Here is a 15763-nt window from a genome sequence, read left to right as displayed (position 1 = left end):
CGTCACCCGCTTTGCTCGAATTTTCTCGGCCCCTCTGAGAGATCGCCCCGTACGGAGGCGAACTCCCCATCCTTCAGGGGATCTCCTGGTTCATTATGTTCACGCGCCCGGGTGTCGGCCAGCTGGTCACGAAGGAGCCAGCCGAGCCGTCGGGAGCGCGCGGTCCTACGCGGGCCAAGCTCATCCCTGCTTTCGGCTCGGGCATGGCGGGCGACCTGGACAAGACAGCACCTCCTCCATCCATCAATTTGAGCGGTTCTCCCGAGTTGGACAGCCCATGGTTGCCAAGTTTTGGCACGCGGAGCAGGAGCGCCTCGGGAGGAGCCGGGGGATCGAGCTCATCATCGGAGACAAATCCCTCGTTGACGACCAGCGCGTACGCGCCGGGAGCCAGCGAAATGGAGGGCAATTCGGTCTCTCCGCCCACATCGGCCAACACATACCCTGTAAGGTCAGCTGGGACGTCGCCATCGTTGTAGAGCTCGACCCATTCCTGCCCCGGCTCCGGACCGACGGGATTTGCCAGTACCTCGTTGATGATCACGTGGGGCATGGGCGCGCGCATCACGGCAGAGAACGTCCGCCGTTCCACGCGGCCGGCGTTGTCGACGGTGGCAATGGCGAGCTCCACGGGGGAGAGGGGCGGCAAGGGCCCGAGGACGAACGGCTCGCCCGGCCGTAGGGCGAGGACCTCGTCCAGCCCTTCGCCCGCGATCGCCCAGAGCAGCGGCGCGTCCGCCGACCGGACCCGGATCCGATCGTCGGCGACCTGGGCGCACCCCGGCCCGAGAGGCACTTCGTCCGGCGCGCACGCCGCGGCGACGGCGGGGAGGGGCTCCGACTCCAGCGCAAACGGACGCGGGTCGAGGCTCACGGCCGCCGGCTCGCCCTCGAACGCGACGGGCGGCCCCACGAGGCGCAGCTCGTCCGCTTCGCCCGGCGCCGGGGGCAGCTCCCCCTCGAAGCGCAGGCAGCGCGCGCCGACGCCTTCGACGGCGCCGCGGCGCAGCTCGCCCGCCGGCCCGCTCGGCTCGAGGGTCGCCGCGGCGATCGTCTCCGGGAGCGGCGCGTCGCCGCACCAGACGCCGAGGCCGAGGCTCGCCCCGGCGTCGGGCGGCGGCCAGATCCGCGGGAGCACGGGCGGCGAGCCCTCCGCGGCGATCTGGAGGTGGTGCGAGAAGACGGGGCTGCCGCTCGCGACGGCGTACGTCTCGCCGGGCGCGAGCGGGACGAGCGGCACCACGGTCAGCGTGAGGTCTCCCGGGGGCGTCCCGTCCAGCCAGGCGATCGACGGGACGACGCGCTCCGAGAGCGCCTTCGACAGCTCGCCCTGCTCGATCTGGCGGAGGTGCGCCGCGCCGACCTTGCCGCGGACGACCAGCGCACGGGCAGGATCGACGCCCTCGAGCGAGGCGCCCGGGAGGCGCACCCGCAGCCGCAGCACCGGCGGCGCGGCGTGCAGGGGCGCTTCGGGCTCGATGTGGAGCTCGGGGCCCGCGTCCGCGGGGTCGGCGAGCTCGGCGTCCTCTTCCTCAGGAGGGGAGCGAGGGGGAGCCGCGAGCTCCGGCGCGCAGGACAGGGCGGAGGCCGCGAGCGGCGCGAGCGTGAGCGGCAGGGCGGAGGCCACGAGCGGCGCGAGCGCGAGCGGCAGGGCCCGGCGAGCGCGGGGGGTGCACGAGGGGCGAGTCGGCGGGTGCTGGGTCATGACGCGGAGTTCGGCAGGAGCGCGCCGCCGGTTGCTCGCCGTCGCTTTTTTTTTCGAGGCCGCTACCCTCGCCTCTGCATGGCCCCCGAGGACATCAAGAAGCTCCGGCAGGAGCTTGGGTGCACGGCCCGCGAGCTCGCCGGAGCGCTGGGTATCGAGCAGGAGACGGTGCTCGCCTGGGAGCACGGCGATCTCTTCCCGACCAAGCGCTTCGTCGGAATGATGGAGGAGCTGCGGCGCAAAGGTCCGGAGGCGATCCCCCGCAAGAAGAAGAAGCAGGCGACCGCCTCGCCGCTCCAGCTGCTCTCCGACCCCGAGCTCTGGCGGCTCTTCCGCAAGCTCCTCGCCCACCCCGAGCTGAGGAGCGCAGCGATGAAGCTGGCCGAAACCTATCCGGATCCGATGGACGCCCCACCGTCGTGAACGACGTGCCGATGGGCCTGAGGGTCAGGAGGAGATGACGATTCAGTCGTCGTCCTCGTCCTCGTCGTCCTCTTCGTCGTCGTCGTCGTCCTCGTCCTCGTCCTCGTCCTCGTCGTCGTCGTCCTCGTCGTCCTCGTCCTCGTCCTCGTCCTCGTCCTCGTCCTCTTCGTCGTCCTCGCTCTCCTCGTCGTCGTCCTCGCCCTCTTCGTCCTCGTCTTCTCCCCCGTCCTCGTCCTCGTCCTCTTCGTCTTCGCCCTCGTCGTCTTCGTCTTCCTCGTCCTCGTCCTCGTCGTCCTCGTCGTCTCCGTCGCGCAACGCATCCTCCTCGGCAGGGTTGTCGTGCCGGGCGGCGGCCTCCTCGACAGCCCCAGCATCCTCCCCAGCGACCGAGCTCCCCTCACGCACGTGGTTTTCCATGGCTTCCATCACAACATCTCCCTCCCGCGGCGCAGTAGGCGACACGCCGACGTCTTCCGGTAGATCCTCGGCCGCGCTGGCGACCGTCGTCCGGATTGATCCCTCCGCGCCGGCGAAGCTCTCCTGGCCCGCGGTCGCCACCGCCGTCTCCGGCGGCTCTTCGCCGAGCTCGCGCTCGTAGGCGCGTCGCGACTCCTCGGTCAGCTCGGTGAACTCGCGCAGGGTCGGCAGCTCGCCGAGCGCCTTCAGGCCGAAGAACTCGAGGAACTGCGCCGTCGTGCCGTACAGCATCGGGCGCCCGGGCTCGTCCTTCTTGCCCAGGATCCTCACGAGGTCTCGTTCCAGGAGCGACTTGAGCGCCGCGCCGGAATCGACGCCGCGGATCTCGTCGATCTCGGGCCGCGTGATCGGCTGCCGGTAGGCCACGATCGCGAGCGTCTCGGTCTGGGCGCGCGACATCTTGACCGGCTTCTGATCGGTCACCTCGCGAACGAACGGCGCAAATGCGGGGCTCGTCCGGAAGACGTACCCTCCGGCGACCTCGTCCAGCCGGAACCCCCGCCCGTCGTACTCCGCGACGAGCTCGGCCAAGAGCTCGCGCACGACGCGGTGCTCTGCGTTCGCCGAGCGCGCGAGCTCGCGGGCCGGCACCGGCCGCTCCGCCACGAAGATGAGCGCTTCCAGCACGCCCTTCAGATGCTTGCGCGCGACCGCGGAGAGCCCCGGCACCTGCGCGGGCCCCGAGGTCGCGCTCCGGACGGGAGCATCGGTGCGACGCGCCGGATCGCCGAGCTGGGACCAGGCGCCTGCGCGGAAGCGGGCGAGCGGATCTTGACGCGTCGCCCTGGGCGCGCGCGGCTCTTTCTTCGCGCCGCGCGTTCGCTTCGCTCCGCCGAGCCACGCGTACGCCGCCGCCCTCAACCGCGCCGGCGTGCCCCGCCCGCTCGCCCGCGCCGGCGCGGCCTGCTTCGGCGCGCCCTGCGCCGACGTCTTCGGCGCGCGCGGCTCCTTCTTCGCCCCCCTGGGCCGCTTGGCTCCGCCGAGCCACGCATGCGCCGCCGCCCTCAGGTGCGCCGGCGTGCCCTGCGCGCTCGCCTTTGCCGGCGCGCCCTGCCCCGGCGTCTTCGGCGCGCGCGGCTCCTTCTTTGCGCCTCGCGGCCGCTTCGCTCCGCCGAGCCATGCGTGCGCCGCCGCCCTCAGGTGCGCCGGCGTGCCCTGCGCGTTCGCCTTCGCCGGCGCGCCCTGCCCCGGCGTCTTCGGCGCGCGCGGCTCCTTCTTTGCGCCTCGCGACCGCTTCGCTCCGCCGAGCCACGCATGCGCCGCCGCCCTCAGCTGCGCCGGCGCGCCCTGTCCTGTCGTCTTCGCCACGCGCCGCCGCTTCGCCGCGGCATCAGCCACCGTCACGGCCACTCCCTGCGTCTACCTCATCCACCTCTTCCGCCGGCGCAGCCCCTTCCGGCGGCATCGCGGCCTCCTCCGAGGCCGGCAGGTCGCTCGGATTCGCGGCCGCATCGCGCTCCGTCTGCTCCAGGGCGGGACCGGCGTCTGGTTCCGCCGCTGGCTCGCCCCCTGCGAGGTCGTGCGCGCGGCTCGTCTCCTCCGCCGGCTCGGCACGCTCCGGCCCTGCAGGTTCGCCGCTCGATGGCTCGGCTGGCTCGGTCAGCTCCGGCCACGTGGCCGCCTCCGCAGCCTCCGCAAGCTCCGGCGCCTCCGCAGCCTCCGCAAGCTCCGGCGCCTCCGCAAGCTCCGGCGCCTCCGCAGCCTCCGCACGCTCAGGCGCCTCCGCCGCGATGCTCCTGTCCTCCACGGGCGCGGCCAGCTCCGGCCACGCCAGCTCTTCGCTCGCTGCCTCCGAAAGCTCAGGCGCCTCCGAAAGCTCAGGCGTCTTCGCAACCTCCGCAAGCTCGGGCGCCTCCGCAGTCTCCGCCGGCTCAGGAGCCTCCGCCGCCTCAGGTGCCTCCGCCGCCTCAGCCGCCTCCGCCGCCTCCGCCGCCTCCGCCGCCTCCGCCGCCTCAAGCGCCCCCAAAGTCGCCGCAAACGCAGGCGCCTCCGCCTCGACGCTCCTGTCCTCCGCGGGCTCGGCTAGCTCCGCGCTGGACGATTCGCCGCTCGGCGCCTCTGCAATCTCCGCGAGCTCCGGCTCCTCCGCCTCGACGCTCCTGCCCTCCGCGGGCTCGACCAGCTCCGCGCTGGACAATTCGTCGCTCGGCGCCTCTGCAATCTCCGCGAGCTCCGGCGCCTCCGCCTCGACGCTCCTGTCCTCCACGTCCTCCGTGGACTCGGGCGGCTTCGGGCTCGCCGATTCACCGCTCAGCGCCTCCGCAGCCTCCGAGACCTCCGTTCCCGCGGGCGCGACGAGCTCCAGCTCCGCCGCCTCGACGAGCTCCAGCTCCGCCGCCTCGACGAGCTCCAGCTCCGCCGCCTCGACGAGCTCCAGCTCCGCCGCCTCGACGAGCTCCGGCTCCGCCAGCTCGCCGCCCCCCACGCTCGCGGCCTCCGCTCCCCCACCCTCGCCGGCAGCAGGCGGCGCGCCCGCCTCTTCGCCCCCGGCCACCTCGACCCGCTCCGCCGCCGGCGCCCCTTCGTCGACCTCGAAATCTGGCGGAGGCGTGCCGTCCGGCACCGAGAGCTGGATGTGGATCGGCGCCAGCGAGTCCGTCTGGTGGACCCGGATGAGCCTCAGCTTGCACATCTCGAGCACGGCCAGAAACGTGATGACGACCTCGAAGCGGGGAATGACGCCCCCCTTCGAGACGCTGTCGAGCAGCAGATCCTCGAAGCGCATCGACCGCCGCGCCGAGAGCTTCTCCGTGAGCTCCACGATGCGATCCGTGATGCTGATGCGATCGAAGACGACCTCGTGATCAATCTGGACGTTCGTCCGCTTCAGCACCCGCTCGAAGGCGTCCAGCAGGCCGAAGATGGCCATCGACGCGAACGGCGCGGGGCCCTTGGGCACCTCGCTCTCGCTCATGCCGCGCGTGAACACGTCCCGCCCCAGCGTGCCGCGCTCGGCCAGCTCGGCCGCGGCCACCTTGTACTTCTGGTACTCCAGCAGCCGCCGGACGAGCTCGGCCCGCGGATCCTCCTCCTCGCCCGGCATCCCGTCGTCGTCCTGCCCCGCAGGGACGCTCGGCAGCAGCATCTTCGACTTGATGTGCGCCAGCGTCGCCGCCATCACGAGGTACTCGCTCGCAAGATCGATCGACAGCGAGCGCATGAGCTTCAGGTACTCGAGGTACTTTTCCGTGACGAAGCTCACGGGGATGTCGAGGATGTCGAGCTCGTGCTGCTGGATGAGGTGCAGCAGCAGGTCGAGCGGCCCCTCGAACGAGGGAAGCGTGACGACGTACTCGCCCTCCCGCGGCCCCGCGTCCGCCGCCTCCTCGCGCGCAGCCGCCGCGGCCTCGCGGGCCGAGGCGGCCTCGCGGGCAGGCGAGGCGGCGTCCCGGGCCGAGGCGCCCTGGCGGGCGGCGGACGCAGGAGCGGCGCCCGCATTGCCGCGCCCTTTGCCGCCGCGCGCCCTCGCTGCGCCCGCCTTGGAACCGCTCACGCCGCGACCGTAGTCGCAAGGCGCCGGTCGGTCCACGCCCGAGCGTCCCCCGGCGGCGCGACGCGCCGAAACGCCGCTCCCTCCGAGAATTTATGGCGGGACCGGTGCTAGGATCAGCGCGGTCGATGAAGCCGTCCCCCGCGAAGAGCTGCCCCTCGTGCGGTGAGCGCTACGACGCGGGCGTGCTCTATTGCCCGCGCGACGGCACCCCGCTCGCGAGCTCGCGCAAGAGCGCCTCGTTCGGCGCCGCCGAGCGCGATCCGTACGTGGGCCTCACCCTCGGCGGGCAGATCCAGACCCGCCACCTCATCGGCATCGGCTCGATGGGCCGCGTCTACCGCGCCTTCCAGGCAGGGATCGAGCGCGACGTGGCCGTGAAGGTCCTCCACCGCGAGCTCAGCAGCAACGCCGAGCTCGTGAGCCGCTTCCACCGCGAGGCCAAGATCGCGAGCCGGCTCGTCCACCCGAACGTCGTCCAGGTGCTCATGACCGGGAGCATCCCCGCCACGGCCGACGCCCGGATCGGCGGCGAGCTCTACCTCGTCATGGAGCACCTCGACGGCATCTCGCTGCTCTCGGCGCTCGCCGCCGCCGGCACGGCCGGCGAGAGCGAGGCGCTCCCGCTCCCGAGGGCGCTCCACATCATCCTCCAAGTGTGCGACGCGGTCGGCGAGGCGCACGCGCAGGGCATCGTCCACCGCGATCTCAAGCCCGAGAACATCATGCTCGTCCGCCGCGGCGAGGACCCGGATTACGTGAAGGTGCTCGACTTCGGCATCGCCCGCCTCGACTGGGCCGACAAGGCGATGACCACCCAGGCCGGGCTCATCTTCGGCACGGCCAAGTACATCTCGCCCGAAGGCGCCGAGGGGCAGCGGGTCGGCCCGCCCGCGGACGTCTACTCGATCGCGACGATGCTCTACCAGTGCCTCGCCGGCCGCGCGCCGTTCGAGGGCGACTCGCCCGTCGCGCTGCTCGTCCAGCACACCCACGCCCCGCCGGCGGACCTGCGCAGCATCGCGCGCTCGAGCTACGTGCCCGCGCCGATCGCAGAGGTCGTGATGCAGAACCTCGCCAAGAAGCCCTCGGACCGCGCCCCGGACGCGCGCGCCCTCGGCCGCGACCTCGCCCTCGCCGTGCGCGCGAGCGGCCTCGACCCCGACGAGATCGCCGCCCAGCCCGGGCTCCTGCGCGCCAGCGCGGTCATGAAGCTGGCGTCGAAGTCGCGCACCAAGTCGCTCGACCTCTCCCCCGCGCTCGCCGCCAAGATCGGAGGCATCGCCGCGCCCACGCTGGAGAGCGCCCGCGTCAGCGACCTCGATCCGCTCCTCCCGGCCAGCGAGGCGGCGCTCTACGGGGGCCCCGCGTCGCCTCGCCACGAGGAAGATCGCTCCTCGACGAGCGACGAGGAGCGCTGTTCGTCGCCTCGAGCGAGCGGCGTCGAGCGGTACTCCACGGGCGGCGTCGAGCGCGCCGCGTCGCCTCGAGCGAGCGGCGTCGAGCGCTCCTCCGCGAGCGACGCGGAGCGCGCCTCGTCGCCCCGAGCGAGCGGCGTCGAGCGCTCCTCCTTCAGCAGCGCAGACTTCAGCGGCGCGCCGGACGAGCCCGCGCGGACGGCGGTCGGCCTCGGCATCGACCACCCCGCGCGAGACTCCGCGCCCGCGCCGTCGACCATGCAGGGCGTCGCGTCCGCGCCGCCGCAGCTCCCCCGCCGCGCGGTGATCGCCCGCGCCACCGCGCTCCTCGCGTGCGCCGGCGCGGTGGGGCTCGTCGCGTTCCTCGGCGGGCGGCACCTCGGCGCCTTCGGGGGGAACGCCGCGCGAGACTCCCTGGAAGGGCACATCGACCGCGCGCGCGACTGCATGGGCAGGCACGCGTGGGACACGCCGCCCGGCGAGAACGTGAAGGACATCATCGCGCAGGCGCTCGCGCGGTGGCCCAGGGACGCGCGGCTCGGCGCGCTCCGGCGCGAGTCCGCCGAGCGCATCGTCGCCGACGCCCTCGGGCGGAAGTACGCCGGCGACAGGTCCGGCGCCATCCGCCTGGCGAAGCTCGCGATCGAGCTGCACCCGGAGCTCACCACGGCCCAGCACCTCGCCGCCGAGCTCTCGGCCCCGCCGCAAGACGCCCCCGCGGAGCCGCCGCCGCAGGTCTCCCCGCAGAGCAGCGGGCTCCGGGACGCCGGCCCCGATCGCCGGCCGCCCCCGCGCCGTCCGGCGCCGGCCGGCGATCGCGGCTCGACCGCCGGCCAGCCGCCGGCGCCGGGTCCCCGCGGCGCGCCGGCCCCGCCGCCAGCGTCGGGAGCCGCGGGCGCGCCCGCGAAGACCGGCGCCGCCCCGCCGCCGGCCAGCGACGCGCCGGTCCTGCCGCCGTCGCCGCCCCCGCTGCCCACGGAAGGCTCCTCGCCGCTCCCCTCGTCCACCGGTCCTTGGCTATAATTCGACGAAGGTGAATCGAGGCCGCTGGTACCCGACGTCGCGCGCACCCACGGACGTCCGCGCCGGGGAGGGCGACCGAGCAGCGCCGCCGCGCCGAGGCGGGGTCCGATCGAAGCGCCGCGTCGCGGGCGCAGCGAGCGCCGCCGCGCTCGCCCTGCTCCTCTGCGCGGCCCCCGGCCGCGCCGACGAGAGCAGGGCGGCCCGCCGCGCCGCCGCCGCGCGCGAGCGGGATCGCCCCTACACCATGGTCGAGATGAGCGGCGGCGTGATGACGCTCCCCGGCGCCGACGTCTGCCCCGTCCTGGCCCCGGAGGCGTGCGAGCAAGGCGAGACGAGCGTCTCCTTCGGCATCCACAACCTCTACCGCTGGGGCGACATCGGCTTCGGCGCGGGCATCTTCTGGGCGGCGTCGCTGAGCACCGACGCCGCGCACGGGGCCAGCAGCCTCGAGCGCGATCACTCGCGCCGCTACTTCATGCTCGACGGGGTGTTCCGCTACTACGCCCTCCGCACGCCCAAGACGGAGTGGTGGGTCGGCGCGACGGTCGGCGGCGTCGTCGTCAACGACTCCTGGTCGGTCGAGGCCGATCGCAACCCGTACTCGGACACGGCGTACGTCGGTCCCAGGGCAGCGACGATCGGCACCGAAGGGGTCGCCGCGGGGCTCGCGATCGGCGGGGACTGGGCGTTCGCCGAGAACTGGAGCGTCGGGAGCCACCTCCGCTACTCGAGCTGGTTCCTCCCGGCGCAGCGCAAGATCTCGCCGACCGGCGATCGCGCGTCGCTCTCCGAGCGCGTCGACATGTTCAACATCGGCGTGCTCATCGCCTACCGCGTGGCGCTCTGATCCCGCGCGCGGGGTGGCCCCGGCGCGCGTGCCCGCCGCGCCGATGCGCACGGAGATCGCTCGGCGGGCGCCAGTTGACGCGACATCGCCGGGTCTGTACGCCTCCTCGACCGTTTCCATCCTGCGAGGAGCCCCCGATGCCGCTGAATCTCTCGACGGTCGGCCACACGACCAAGCCCAGCGCCTTCACCTTCAACTGGAAGACCCTGGCCACCTACGCGCTCGGCATCGGCGCCCGGCGCGAGGAGCTCGAGTACCTCTACGAGGGCGTGCCGGGAGGCATGAAGGTCTACCCGACGTTCGGCGTCATCCCCTCGCAGGACGCCGTGTTCGCCGCGCTCGAGGCGGCCGGGGCCGAGCTGCCGCTCATCGTCCACGGCGGCCAGACGCTCCGCGTGCACCGGCCGCTCCCGACGAGCGGAACGCTGTTCACGACCGCCACCCTGTCCGGCATCTACGACCTCAAGAAGTTCGCGCAGGTGATCGTCGAGACCAAGACGACCCTCGACGGCGAGCCGCTCTTCGACACGGTGTGGTCGATCATCGTGCGCGGCGTCGGCGGCTTCGGCGGGCCGCGCCCGCCGCAGAGCGAGCCTGCGGCCTCGGCGCCGAAGGACCGCGAGCCCGACTGGGTGGTCGAGCAGGCGACCGCACCCGAGCAGGCGCTCCTGTACCGGCTCTCGGGCGACGAGAACCCGCTCCACGCAGACCCGGAGGTCGCGGCGAAGGCGGGCTTCGCGCAGGGCCCCATCCTGCACGGCCTCTGCACGTACGGCTTCGCGGCGCGCGCGATCATCCAGAAGGCCGCGGGCGGCGACGCGAGCCGGCTGCGGGCCTACGGCGCGCAGTTCCGCAAGCCGGTCTGGCCCGGCGACACCCTCATCACGCGGGGCTACATGCTCGAGGGCGGCAAGGTCGCGCTGGTGACGTCGGTCAAAGATCGCCCCGATCCGGTGCTCACGAGCGCGTGGGCGGAGATCGGCTGACGGCCGGCGCGGCCGCGTGCTAAGGCCGAGGCCCGGATCAGGGAAGCGATATGAGCAAGACGACCGACAAGGACAGGGCCAAGGACGACGAGGACCTCGACGAGGACGAGTCGACCGATGAAGGCAACGACGACGGGGAGGAAGAAGAGGCGAAGGCCGCCGCGGTCCGCGGCCGCGGCCACGCGCACGACGACGACGACGACGACGCGGACGACGACGGCGCCGATCCGGAAGATCCGTACTGGTGGGCGCCGCACGCGGTGCTCAGCGCGCTCGTGCTGATCGGGCTCCTCGGCTTCTTCGGCATGTTCAACACGACGCCGCTCGCTCGCCTCGCCGCCCCTGTCGCCCCGGAGCCGGACGATCACGCGCACCCGGCCGCCGCGTCCCCCGCGCCCGCCCCGACGCCCCGCCCGGCGCAGTCGGCGCAGCCGCCCCGGGAGATGTTCGGCGCGAAGCACCTGCTCGTCATGTACCAGGGGAGCCGCCGCGCGCCCGGGACGATCACGCGGACGAAGGAGGAGGCGAAGGCCCGCGCGACCGAGGCCATGACGAAGGCCAAGGCCGACCCGAGCAAGTTCGCGGACATCGTGAAGGAGTACTCGGACGAGCCGGGCGCGGACCGGCGCGGCGGCGACCTCGGCAAGTTCCCGAAGGGCGCGATGGTCCCGGAGTTTCAGGCGGGCCTCGAGAAGATCAAGGTCGGCGAGGTGAGCAACCTCGTCGAGACGCCGTTCGGCTTCCACGTCATCCTCCGCACGCAGTGAGCGCGCGCCGCCCGCGGCGCCGCAGGCCCGAACGGCGCCGCAGGCCCGGGCGCCGCGGCGCCGCAGGCCCGGGCGCGCCGCAGCGCCGCAGGCCCGGGCGCCGCGGCGCCGTAGGCGACCCGTTCGCCCGCGCGCTCAGCGCGCCGGCGCGGTGACGATCTTCTTCAGCCTCGCCGACTTCTCTTCCTTGGTCAGCGTCAGCTTGGCGTGCTCGTCCGCCGTCATGCCGCTGCGGAGCACGCGGGCCTCGTCGCCGACCCCGTAGACGGTCTTGTCGGCGCGGGCGAAGATCCACTCGGTGGCGGGGCTCTCGCCCTCCTTGTGCATGAGGCGCACCGAGCCGTCGCCGATGCCCTTCTCCCGGACCGCGCCCGGCAGCTTCGCCAGCGTCGACAGCACGTCCTTGGCCTGATCGACGTCGGCGCGCACGATCGCGGCCACCCGGTAGCGCTTGTCGACCTCCTTGTAGTAGCCGAACGCGCCGGGCCCCGCGCCGTCGACCCCGAGCACGTCCTTCGTCTCGTAGCGGATCCCGAGCGCGATCATGTTGTCCCTGGGCAGCGCCGCCGCCGCCGGGGGCAGCGACGGCTCGCCGGGCAGCTTCGAGCCCATCTCCTTCACGAGCCCGGGCAGGACCTTCTCGCTCGACGACTTGAGCGCCGCCTCGGCCAGCGCCTCGTCGTTGTACGTGATCTCGGCGAGGTACTGCCCGCGCCAGAGGTACGCGTTCCCGACCCCCATCGCGGCCGCGCCGCCGCCGTCGATCGGGCTCGGCGTCGCCTCGTCGGCGGGGTCGCCCTCGCCCACGGTGCGCTTCGTGAACATCCCGTAAGCGCCCTCGGTGGAGCCGAACTTCGAGAGGTGCACGTCGACCGTCGCCGAGCCGCCGGCGCCGCTCACGTAGCGCGCCTCGACCACGCGCCGTACGCCGAATCCCTTGTAGATCTCGCACTCCCCGTCGAACATGTCGCAGATGCTGTCGAGCGGCAGGGGCGCCGATTCGCCGAACGTCTTCTCGGCGCCGTTCGGGTCGAGGCAGAACCCGCCCGTCATGCGCGGGAAGAACGGCGCGCTCGCCGCGTCGCTGATCGTCCCGCCTCCGTCCGCGCACGCGGCCGGCTTCGCGGCCGGCGGCGGCGGCGGCGGCGCGCCCATGGGCTCCTCCTTCTTGCTGCAACCCGCGGACAGCGCGGCGGCGAGCGCGCCCGCGAGCAGCGCACAGCGCCCGGCGCTCCCGCGCCTGGGCCTTTCGCCGCGCGCGACAGGCGCGCTGGGGGCAGACGGGACTCTCGATGAACACCTTTCCGGCGGGAATCGCATGGCCCGTTCGCCTTGCACCTTTTTTCATAGCGCCGCAATCGTTAGCGCCCGTCCCGGACCGCTTTGAGAGATTCATCATGCAAATCCATGCTTTAGCGCGCACCGCCGAGGGCATGCGGCTTGCCTTTGCCGGCCATCTGGTGCGTCCCTTCCCCTGTTCGCGACCTCCTCTTCGAGATCCCGATCGACCGCGGGCGTCGTCACCGCGAGAGCGCGCGTGGCGCCGCCGCAATGGGCGCGGCTTCACCCTGCCGGAGCTGCTCGCGGTGGTCGTCCTCATCGGCATCCTGGCCGCCGCCGCGTCGCCGAGCTTCGTGAACGGCATGCGCGATCGCCGCGTGAACCGCACCGCGATGGAGATCAGCGGCCTCTATCGGCTCGCGCGCTACCAGGCGATCGGGCGCGGGGCAGCGGTGCTCGTGCGGTGGACGGCCGCGACGGGGCAGTTCGAGGTGCGGCAGGCGCGGGTCGAGAACATCGCCGCCGGCTCGCTCATCGCGACGAGCTGCCGCAGCATCGGCAACTGGATGGATCCCACCCTGACCGACGCCGTCACGACGCTGCAAACGGCGGCCGTCGAGCTGGCCGCCGTGGAGCTCCGCGATCCGACCGCCCCCGACGGCGCCGTGCGCGCGAACGCCGACATCTGCTTCACGCCGAGGGGCCGGACGTACGTGCGCTACGCCGCCTCCGGGGACCTCGCCCCGCTGCTCGGCGCGATCCGGGTGAACGTGACCAACACAAGGACCGGCCTCGTGCGCTCGGTCTTCGTCCCGCCGAACGGCGTCGCGAGGCTCGGCCTGTGAGCGCGGCGCGGGTGAGGCGAGCGGGGCGCTCCGGCTACACGCTCATCGAGGTCATGGCGGCCCTCGGCGTGCTCGCCATCGGCGCCACCGGGGTGCTCGCGCTGCAGAAGGCCACGCTCATCAGCAACACGAACGCGCGCAACATCGCGATCGCCAACAACATCGCCATGACCTGGGCGGAACGGCTGCGGGTGGACGCGCTCCAGTGGAACGAGCCCCGGCGGGTCCCCGACCTCGACGGCGACACCCAGTGGCTCAGGCTCACGAGCGCCAGCCCGTTCCCGGCGAAGGTGACGCCCACGCCGGTCGACGCGCTCGGGGCGCCGAGCGCCGACGTGTTCGGGACCGACATCCACCTGGGCGACACGTCGGAGCCCGCGTTCTGCACGCACGTCCGCTTCCGCCAGTTCACAGACCCCGTGTCGGGGACGCGGCTCTGGGAGAGCCTCATCCGCGCCGAGATCCGCGTCATCTGGGAGCGCAACGGGAACCCGATCGACTGCACGGTCGACCCGGTCTTCGTCGACCAGCATCCGGAGCGCTTCGGCGCGGTCTACCTGACGACCGGCGTCCTCCGGAACACGAGCGAGGACCGACGATGACGACGGATCGCCGCACTTCCCCCGCGCGGGCGCGCGCCGCAGGACAGCGAGGCTTCACGCTCGTGGAGCTGCTCGTGGCGATGGCCGCCGGCCTCGTCGTGTCGCTGGCGGCGTTCCTGCTCTCGAAGAACGCGACGCGCTTCTTCCAGAACGAGGCGAGGGCGTCCGCCTCGCACCTCGCCGCGACCGTCGGGCTGAACCGGCTCGCCGCGGACCTGCAGCGCGCCGCGTACCTCTCGACGCCCAACATCCGCGTCGACCCGGAGGTCTGCCAGGTCCCGGCCGAGCCGCCCGGCCTGAATGTCCTCGCGGGCATCGCGATCCGGCGGCGAGGCTCGGTCTTCGAGGGCGGGGCGGAGCTCACCCAGAGCGCCGACAACGAGCTATACCCGGACTCCATCATCATCGGCGGGAGCTTGAGCAGCAACGAGCTCTTCGAGTTCAGGAGCATCAGCGACGCGAGCGGCGCCCTGGTCGTCCAGCTCAATCCGAACAGCGCCGCCGTGCAGCGCACGCTCCAGCGCGCGAACGGCAGCGGACAGGGGCTATCCCAGATCTTCGCGCCGAACCGCATCCTGCGCGTCATGGTCCGGGGCCAGACCCAGTTTCTCTACGGGGTCATCCAGGGCACCAACGTGCAGGGCAATCCGCCCAACCTCATCGCCATCACCCTCAAGCCGACTCCCGGCCTGCCGATGCTCTCGGGGCTCGGCCGGTGCGGCGTGACCCCCGGCGGCGCCACCGGCGACGGCGGATGGGTGAACGTCGTCAACCGGGTCCGCTACAACATCCGGAGCCTCGTCCACAAAGGCACGCCCTACGACCCCCTCGTCGAGCCCATCGCGCCGGAGCAGACCGGCGACAACGGCCGCACCGAGCTCGTGCGGGTCGAGCTCGACGATGAGAACAACGAGATCGACGAGACGCTCGAGCTCATCGCGGAGTACGCCGTCGATCTCAAGTTCGGGATCTCCATCGCGGAGGAGAGCACCGATCTGAGCATCACCGACCCGTTCATCCAGCGGTGGCCGATCCTGTCGACCGACAGCACGACCGTGTACAACACCGCCGCCCCGCTCGATCAGTTGAGCTCCGCCACCCCGCAGCGCGTGCGGTCGGTCCAGATCCGGCTCTCGACCCGCACCCGGGCGCCCGACCGCGACGTCGGCTACCCCGAGCGCTCCGACGGCCGCAGGCTCAGGTTCCTGATCCCCGGTATCCTCGGCGGCACCACCTACGCCCGGATGCGCACGCTCTACGCCGACGTCGCGCTCCCGAACCAGGCCTACGTCAAATGGTGAACGCAAGCATCGCCCGGTCCCGCCGGCGCGCCCGCGAGCGGGGCGCCGCCGTGTTCATCGTCGTGCTGGTCATCACGATGCTCATGGCCATCGGCCTGTTCGCGGCCAACGTGGCCACGCTGTCGACCATCGCCACCGGCCACGAGCGCCGGATGACGCAGACCCACTACCTCACCGAGTACGCGATGCAGCTCGCGCTCGCCGAGATCGAGCAGAACGGCGGCCTCGACGCCATCGCCCCGACGGCGTCGACCAACTGCTCGATCAGCACCGAGCCGTGCTGGGCGTTCTACCCGCACACGTTCGACGCGGCGGAAGATCTCGTGGAGCTGCCCGCGCCCGAGGCGCCGGGGAGCCTCGGGCGCGCCGACATCGCGTGGATCGCCAAGGTGGAGATCACCGACAAGATCAAGCCCGCGATCGGCAATCGCGCCGGCAGCGACCAGGGCGGCCCGAACGCCGTGAGCGCCGATTACTGCACGGTCACCATGAACGCGCGGCTCATCGCCTGGCCCAACGGCGCGGTCATGGCCGAGACGGGCAGCCAGGAATCCCTGTCCGTCGTTGCCGATATCCTCTGCTCGAAGTGACGAACCGG

Annotated in this window: 13 protein-coding genes; 9 read left to right on the top strand and 4 right to left on the bottom strand. The window is 72.7% G+C overall.

The window, feature by feature from the left end:
• Positions 1-73: 73 nt before the first annotated feature.
• Positions 74-1705, bottom strand: coding sequence for a lamin tail domain-containing protein (locus NQZ70_RS12480; RefSeq protein ID WP_207217815.1), 1632 nt, complete (start codon positions 1703-1705; stop codon positions 74-76).
• A 78-nt stretch (positions 1706-1783) separates the two neighbouring features.
• On the opposite strand from NQZ70_RS12480, the gene NQZ70_RS12475 reads away from it, so the two are divergent.
• Entirely contained in the window at positions 1784-2128 is a 345-nt protein-coding gene (locus tag NQZ70_RS12475) for a DNA-binding transcriptional regulator (RefSeq protein ID WP_129574422.1), read from the top strand.
• Between the two features lie 42 nt (positions 2129-2170).
• Here the strand turns inward: NQZ70_RS12475 and scpB are convergent, their stop codons facing one another.
• Together scpB and NQZ70_RS12465 are read right to left on the bottom strand one after the other, a co-directional pair.
• A complete protein-coding gene (gene scpB / locus NQZ70_RS12470) occupies positions 2171-3949 on the bottom strand; it encodes an SMC-Scp complex subunit ScpB (protein WP_165373923.1) in 1779 nt (592 codons plus the stop codon).
• On the bottom strand, positions 3936-6098 hold the full coding sequence (locus NQZ70_RS12465) for a ScpA family protein (RefSeq protein ID WP_129574420.1): 2163 nt from the start codon (positions 6096-6098) through the stop codon (positions 3936-3938). Before NQZ70_RS12465 ends, scpB begins: the two co-directional genes overlap by 14 nt.
• 125 nt (positions 6099-6223) lie before the next feature.
• Between NQZ70_RS12465 and NQZ70_RS12460 the strand changes: the two genes are divergently transcribed.
• The 4 genes from NQZ70_RS12460 to NQZ70_RS12445 all read left to right on the top strand — a co-directional run bounded on the left by NQZ70_RS12460 (position 6224) and on the right by NQZ70_RS12445 (position 11136).
• A complete protein-coding gene (locus tag NQZ70_RS12460) occupies positions 6224-8536 on the top strand; it encodes a serine/threonine-protein kinase (RefSeq protein ID WP_165373922.1) in 2313 nt (770 codons plus the stop codon).
• 10 nt (positions 8537-8546) lie between these two features.
• On the top strand, positions 8547-9383 hold the full coding sequence (locus NQZ70_RS12455) for a hypothetical protein (RefSeq protein ID WP_129574418.1): 837 nt from the start codon (positions 8547-8549) through the stop codon (positions 9381-9383).
• A 137-nt stretch (positions 9384-9520) separates the two neighbouring features.
• Positions 9521-10369: a MaoC/PaaZ C-terminal domain-containing protein gene (locus NQZ70_RS12450; protein WP_129574417.1), complete on the top strand. Its 849-nt coding sequence runs from the start codon at positions 9521-9523 to the stop codon at positions 10367-10369.
• A 50-nt stretch (positions 10370-10419) separates the two neighbouring features.
• The gene (locus NQZ70_RS12445; RefSeq protein ID WP_129574416.1) at positions 10420-11136 is read left to right on the top strand and encodes a peptidylprolyl isomerase; all 717 of its coding nucleotides are present in this window, start codon (positions 10420-10422) and stop codon (positions 11134-11136) included.
• 135 nt (positions 11137-11271) lie between these two features.
• Here NQZ70_RS12445 and NQZ70_RS12440 read toward each other — a convergent pair whose 3' ends face one another.
• On the bottom strand, positions 11272-12291 hold the full coding sequence (locus NQZ70_RS12440) for a DUF6599 family protein (protein WP_129574415.1): 1020 nt from the start codon (positions 12289-12291) through the stop codon (positions 11272-11274).
• 137 nt (positions 12292-12428) lie between these two features.
• Between NQZ70_RS12440 and NQZ70_RS12435 the strand changes: the two genes are divergently transcribed.
• Genes NQZ70_RS12435 through NQZ70_RS12420 form a run of 4 tightly spaced genes read left to right on the top strand, consistent with a single transcriptional unit; the run spans position 12429 to position 15755 of the window.
• Complete coding sequence (locus NQZ70_RS12435) at positions 12429-13262, top strand: prepilin-type N-terminal cleavage/methylation domain-containing protein (protein WP_324293050.1); 834 nt, start codon at positions 12429-12431, stop codon at positions 13260-13262.
• Positions 13259-13864 (top strand): prepilin-type N-terminal cleavage/methylation domain-containing protein, encoded by a 606-nt coding sequence (locus tag NQZ70_RS12430; protein WP_129574413.1) that lies wholly within the window; start codon positions 13259-13261, stop codon positions 13862-13864. The genes NQZ70_RS12435 and NQZ70_RS12430 overlap by 4 nt, the downstream gene beginning before the upstream one ends.
• Positions 13861-15165: a PilW family protein gene (locus tag NQZ70_RS12425; RefSeq protein WP_129574412.1), complete on the top strand. Its 1305-nt coding sequence runs from the start codon at positions 13861-13863 to the stop codon at positions 15163-15165. The genes NQZ70_RS12430 and NQZ70_RS12425 overlap by 4 nt, the downstream gene beginning before the upstream one ends.
• Positions 15159-15755: a hypothetical protein gene (locus tag NQZ70_RS12420; RefSeq protein ID WP_272828266.1), complete on the top strand. Its 597-nt coding sequence runs from the start codon at positions 15159-15161 to the stop codon at positions 15753-15755. Before NQZ70_RS12425 ends, NQZ70_RS12420 begins: the two co-directional genes overlap by 7 nt.
• Positions 15756-15763: the final 8 nt, after the last annotated feature.

Source organism: Sorangium sp. So ce836 (assembly GCF_028553905.1).
Classification (GTDB): domain Bacteria; phylum Myxococcota_A; class Polyangia; order Polyangiales; family Polyangiaceae; genus Sorangium; species Sorangium cellulosum_D.
Note: the sequence above shows the minus strand (reverse complement) of the source record. Positions and strands in the feature narration are given on the sequence as shown.

What these genes read in the sequence shown, in the direction of transcription:
- NQZ70_RS12460 (WP_165373922.1), top strand. Translation starts at nt 6,224, where the DNA reads ATGAAGCCGTCCCCCGCGAAGAGCTGCCCCTCGTGCGGTGAGCGCTAC.
- NQZ70_RS12480 (WP_207217815.1), bottom strand. Translation starts at nt 1,705, where the DNA reads ATGACCCAGCACCCGCCGACTCGCCCCTCGTGCACCCCCCGCGCTCGC.
- NQZ70_RS12475 (WP_129574422.1), top strand. Translation starts at nt 1,784, where the DNA reads ATGGCCCCCGAGGACATCAAGAAGCTCCGGCAGGAGCTTGGGTGCACG.
- NQZ70_RS12425 (WP_129574412.1), top strand. Translation starts at nt 13,861, where the DNA reads ATGACGACGGATCGCCGCACTTCCCCCGCGCGGGCGCGCGCCGCAGGA.
- NQZ70_RS12435 (WP_324293050.1), top strand. Translation starts at nt 12,429, where the DNA reads ATGAACACCTTTCCGGCGGGAATCGCATGGCCCGTTCGCCTTGCACCT.
- NQZ70_RS12445 (WP_129574416.1), top strand. Translation starts at nt 10,420, where the DNA reads ATGAGCAAGACGACCGACAAGGACAGGGCCAAGGACGACGAGGACCTC.
- NQZ70_RS12420 (WP_272828266.1), top strand. Translation starts at nt 15,159, where the DNA reads ATGGTGAACGCAAGCATCGCCCGGTCCCGCCGGCGCGCCCGCGAGCGG.
- NQZ70_RS12440 (WP_129574415.1), bottom strand. Translation starts at nt 12,291, where the DNA reads ATGGGCGCGCCGCCGCCGCCGCCGCCGGCCGCGAAGCCGGCCGCGTGC.
- NQZ70_RS12450 (WP_129574417.1), top strand. Translation starts at nt 9,521, where the DNA reads ATGCCGCTGAATCTCTCGACGGTCGGCCACACGACCAAGCCCAGCGCC.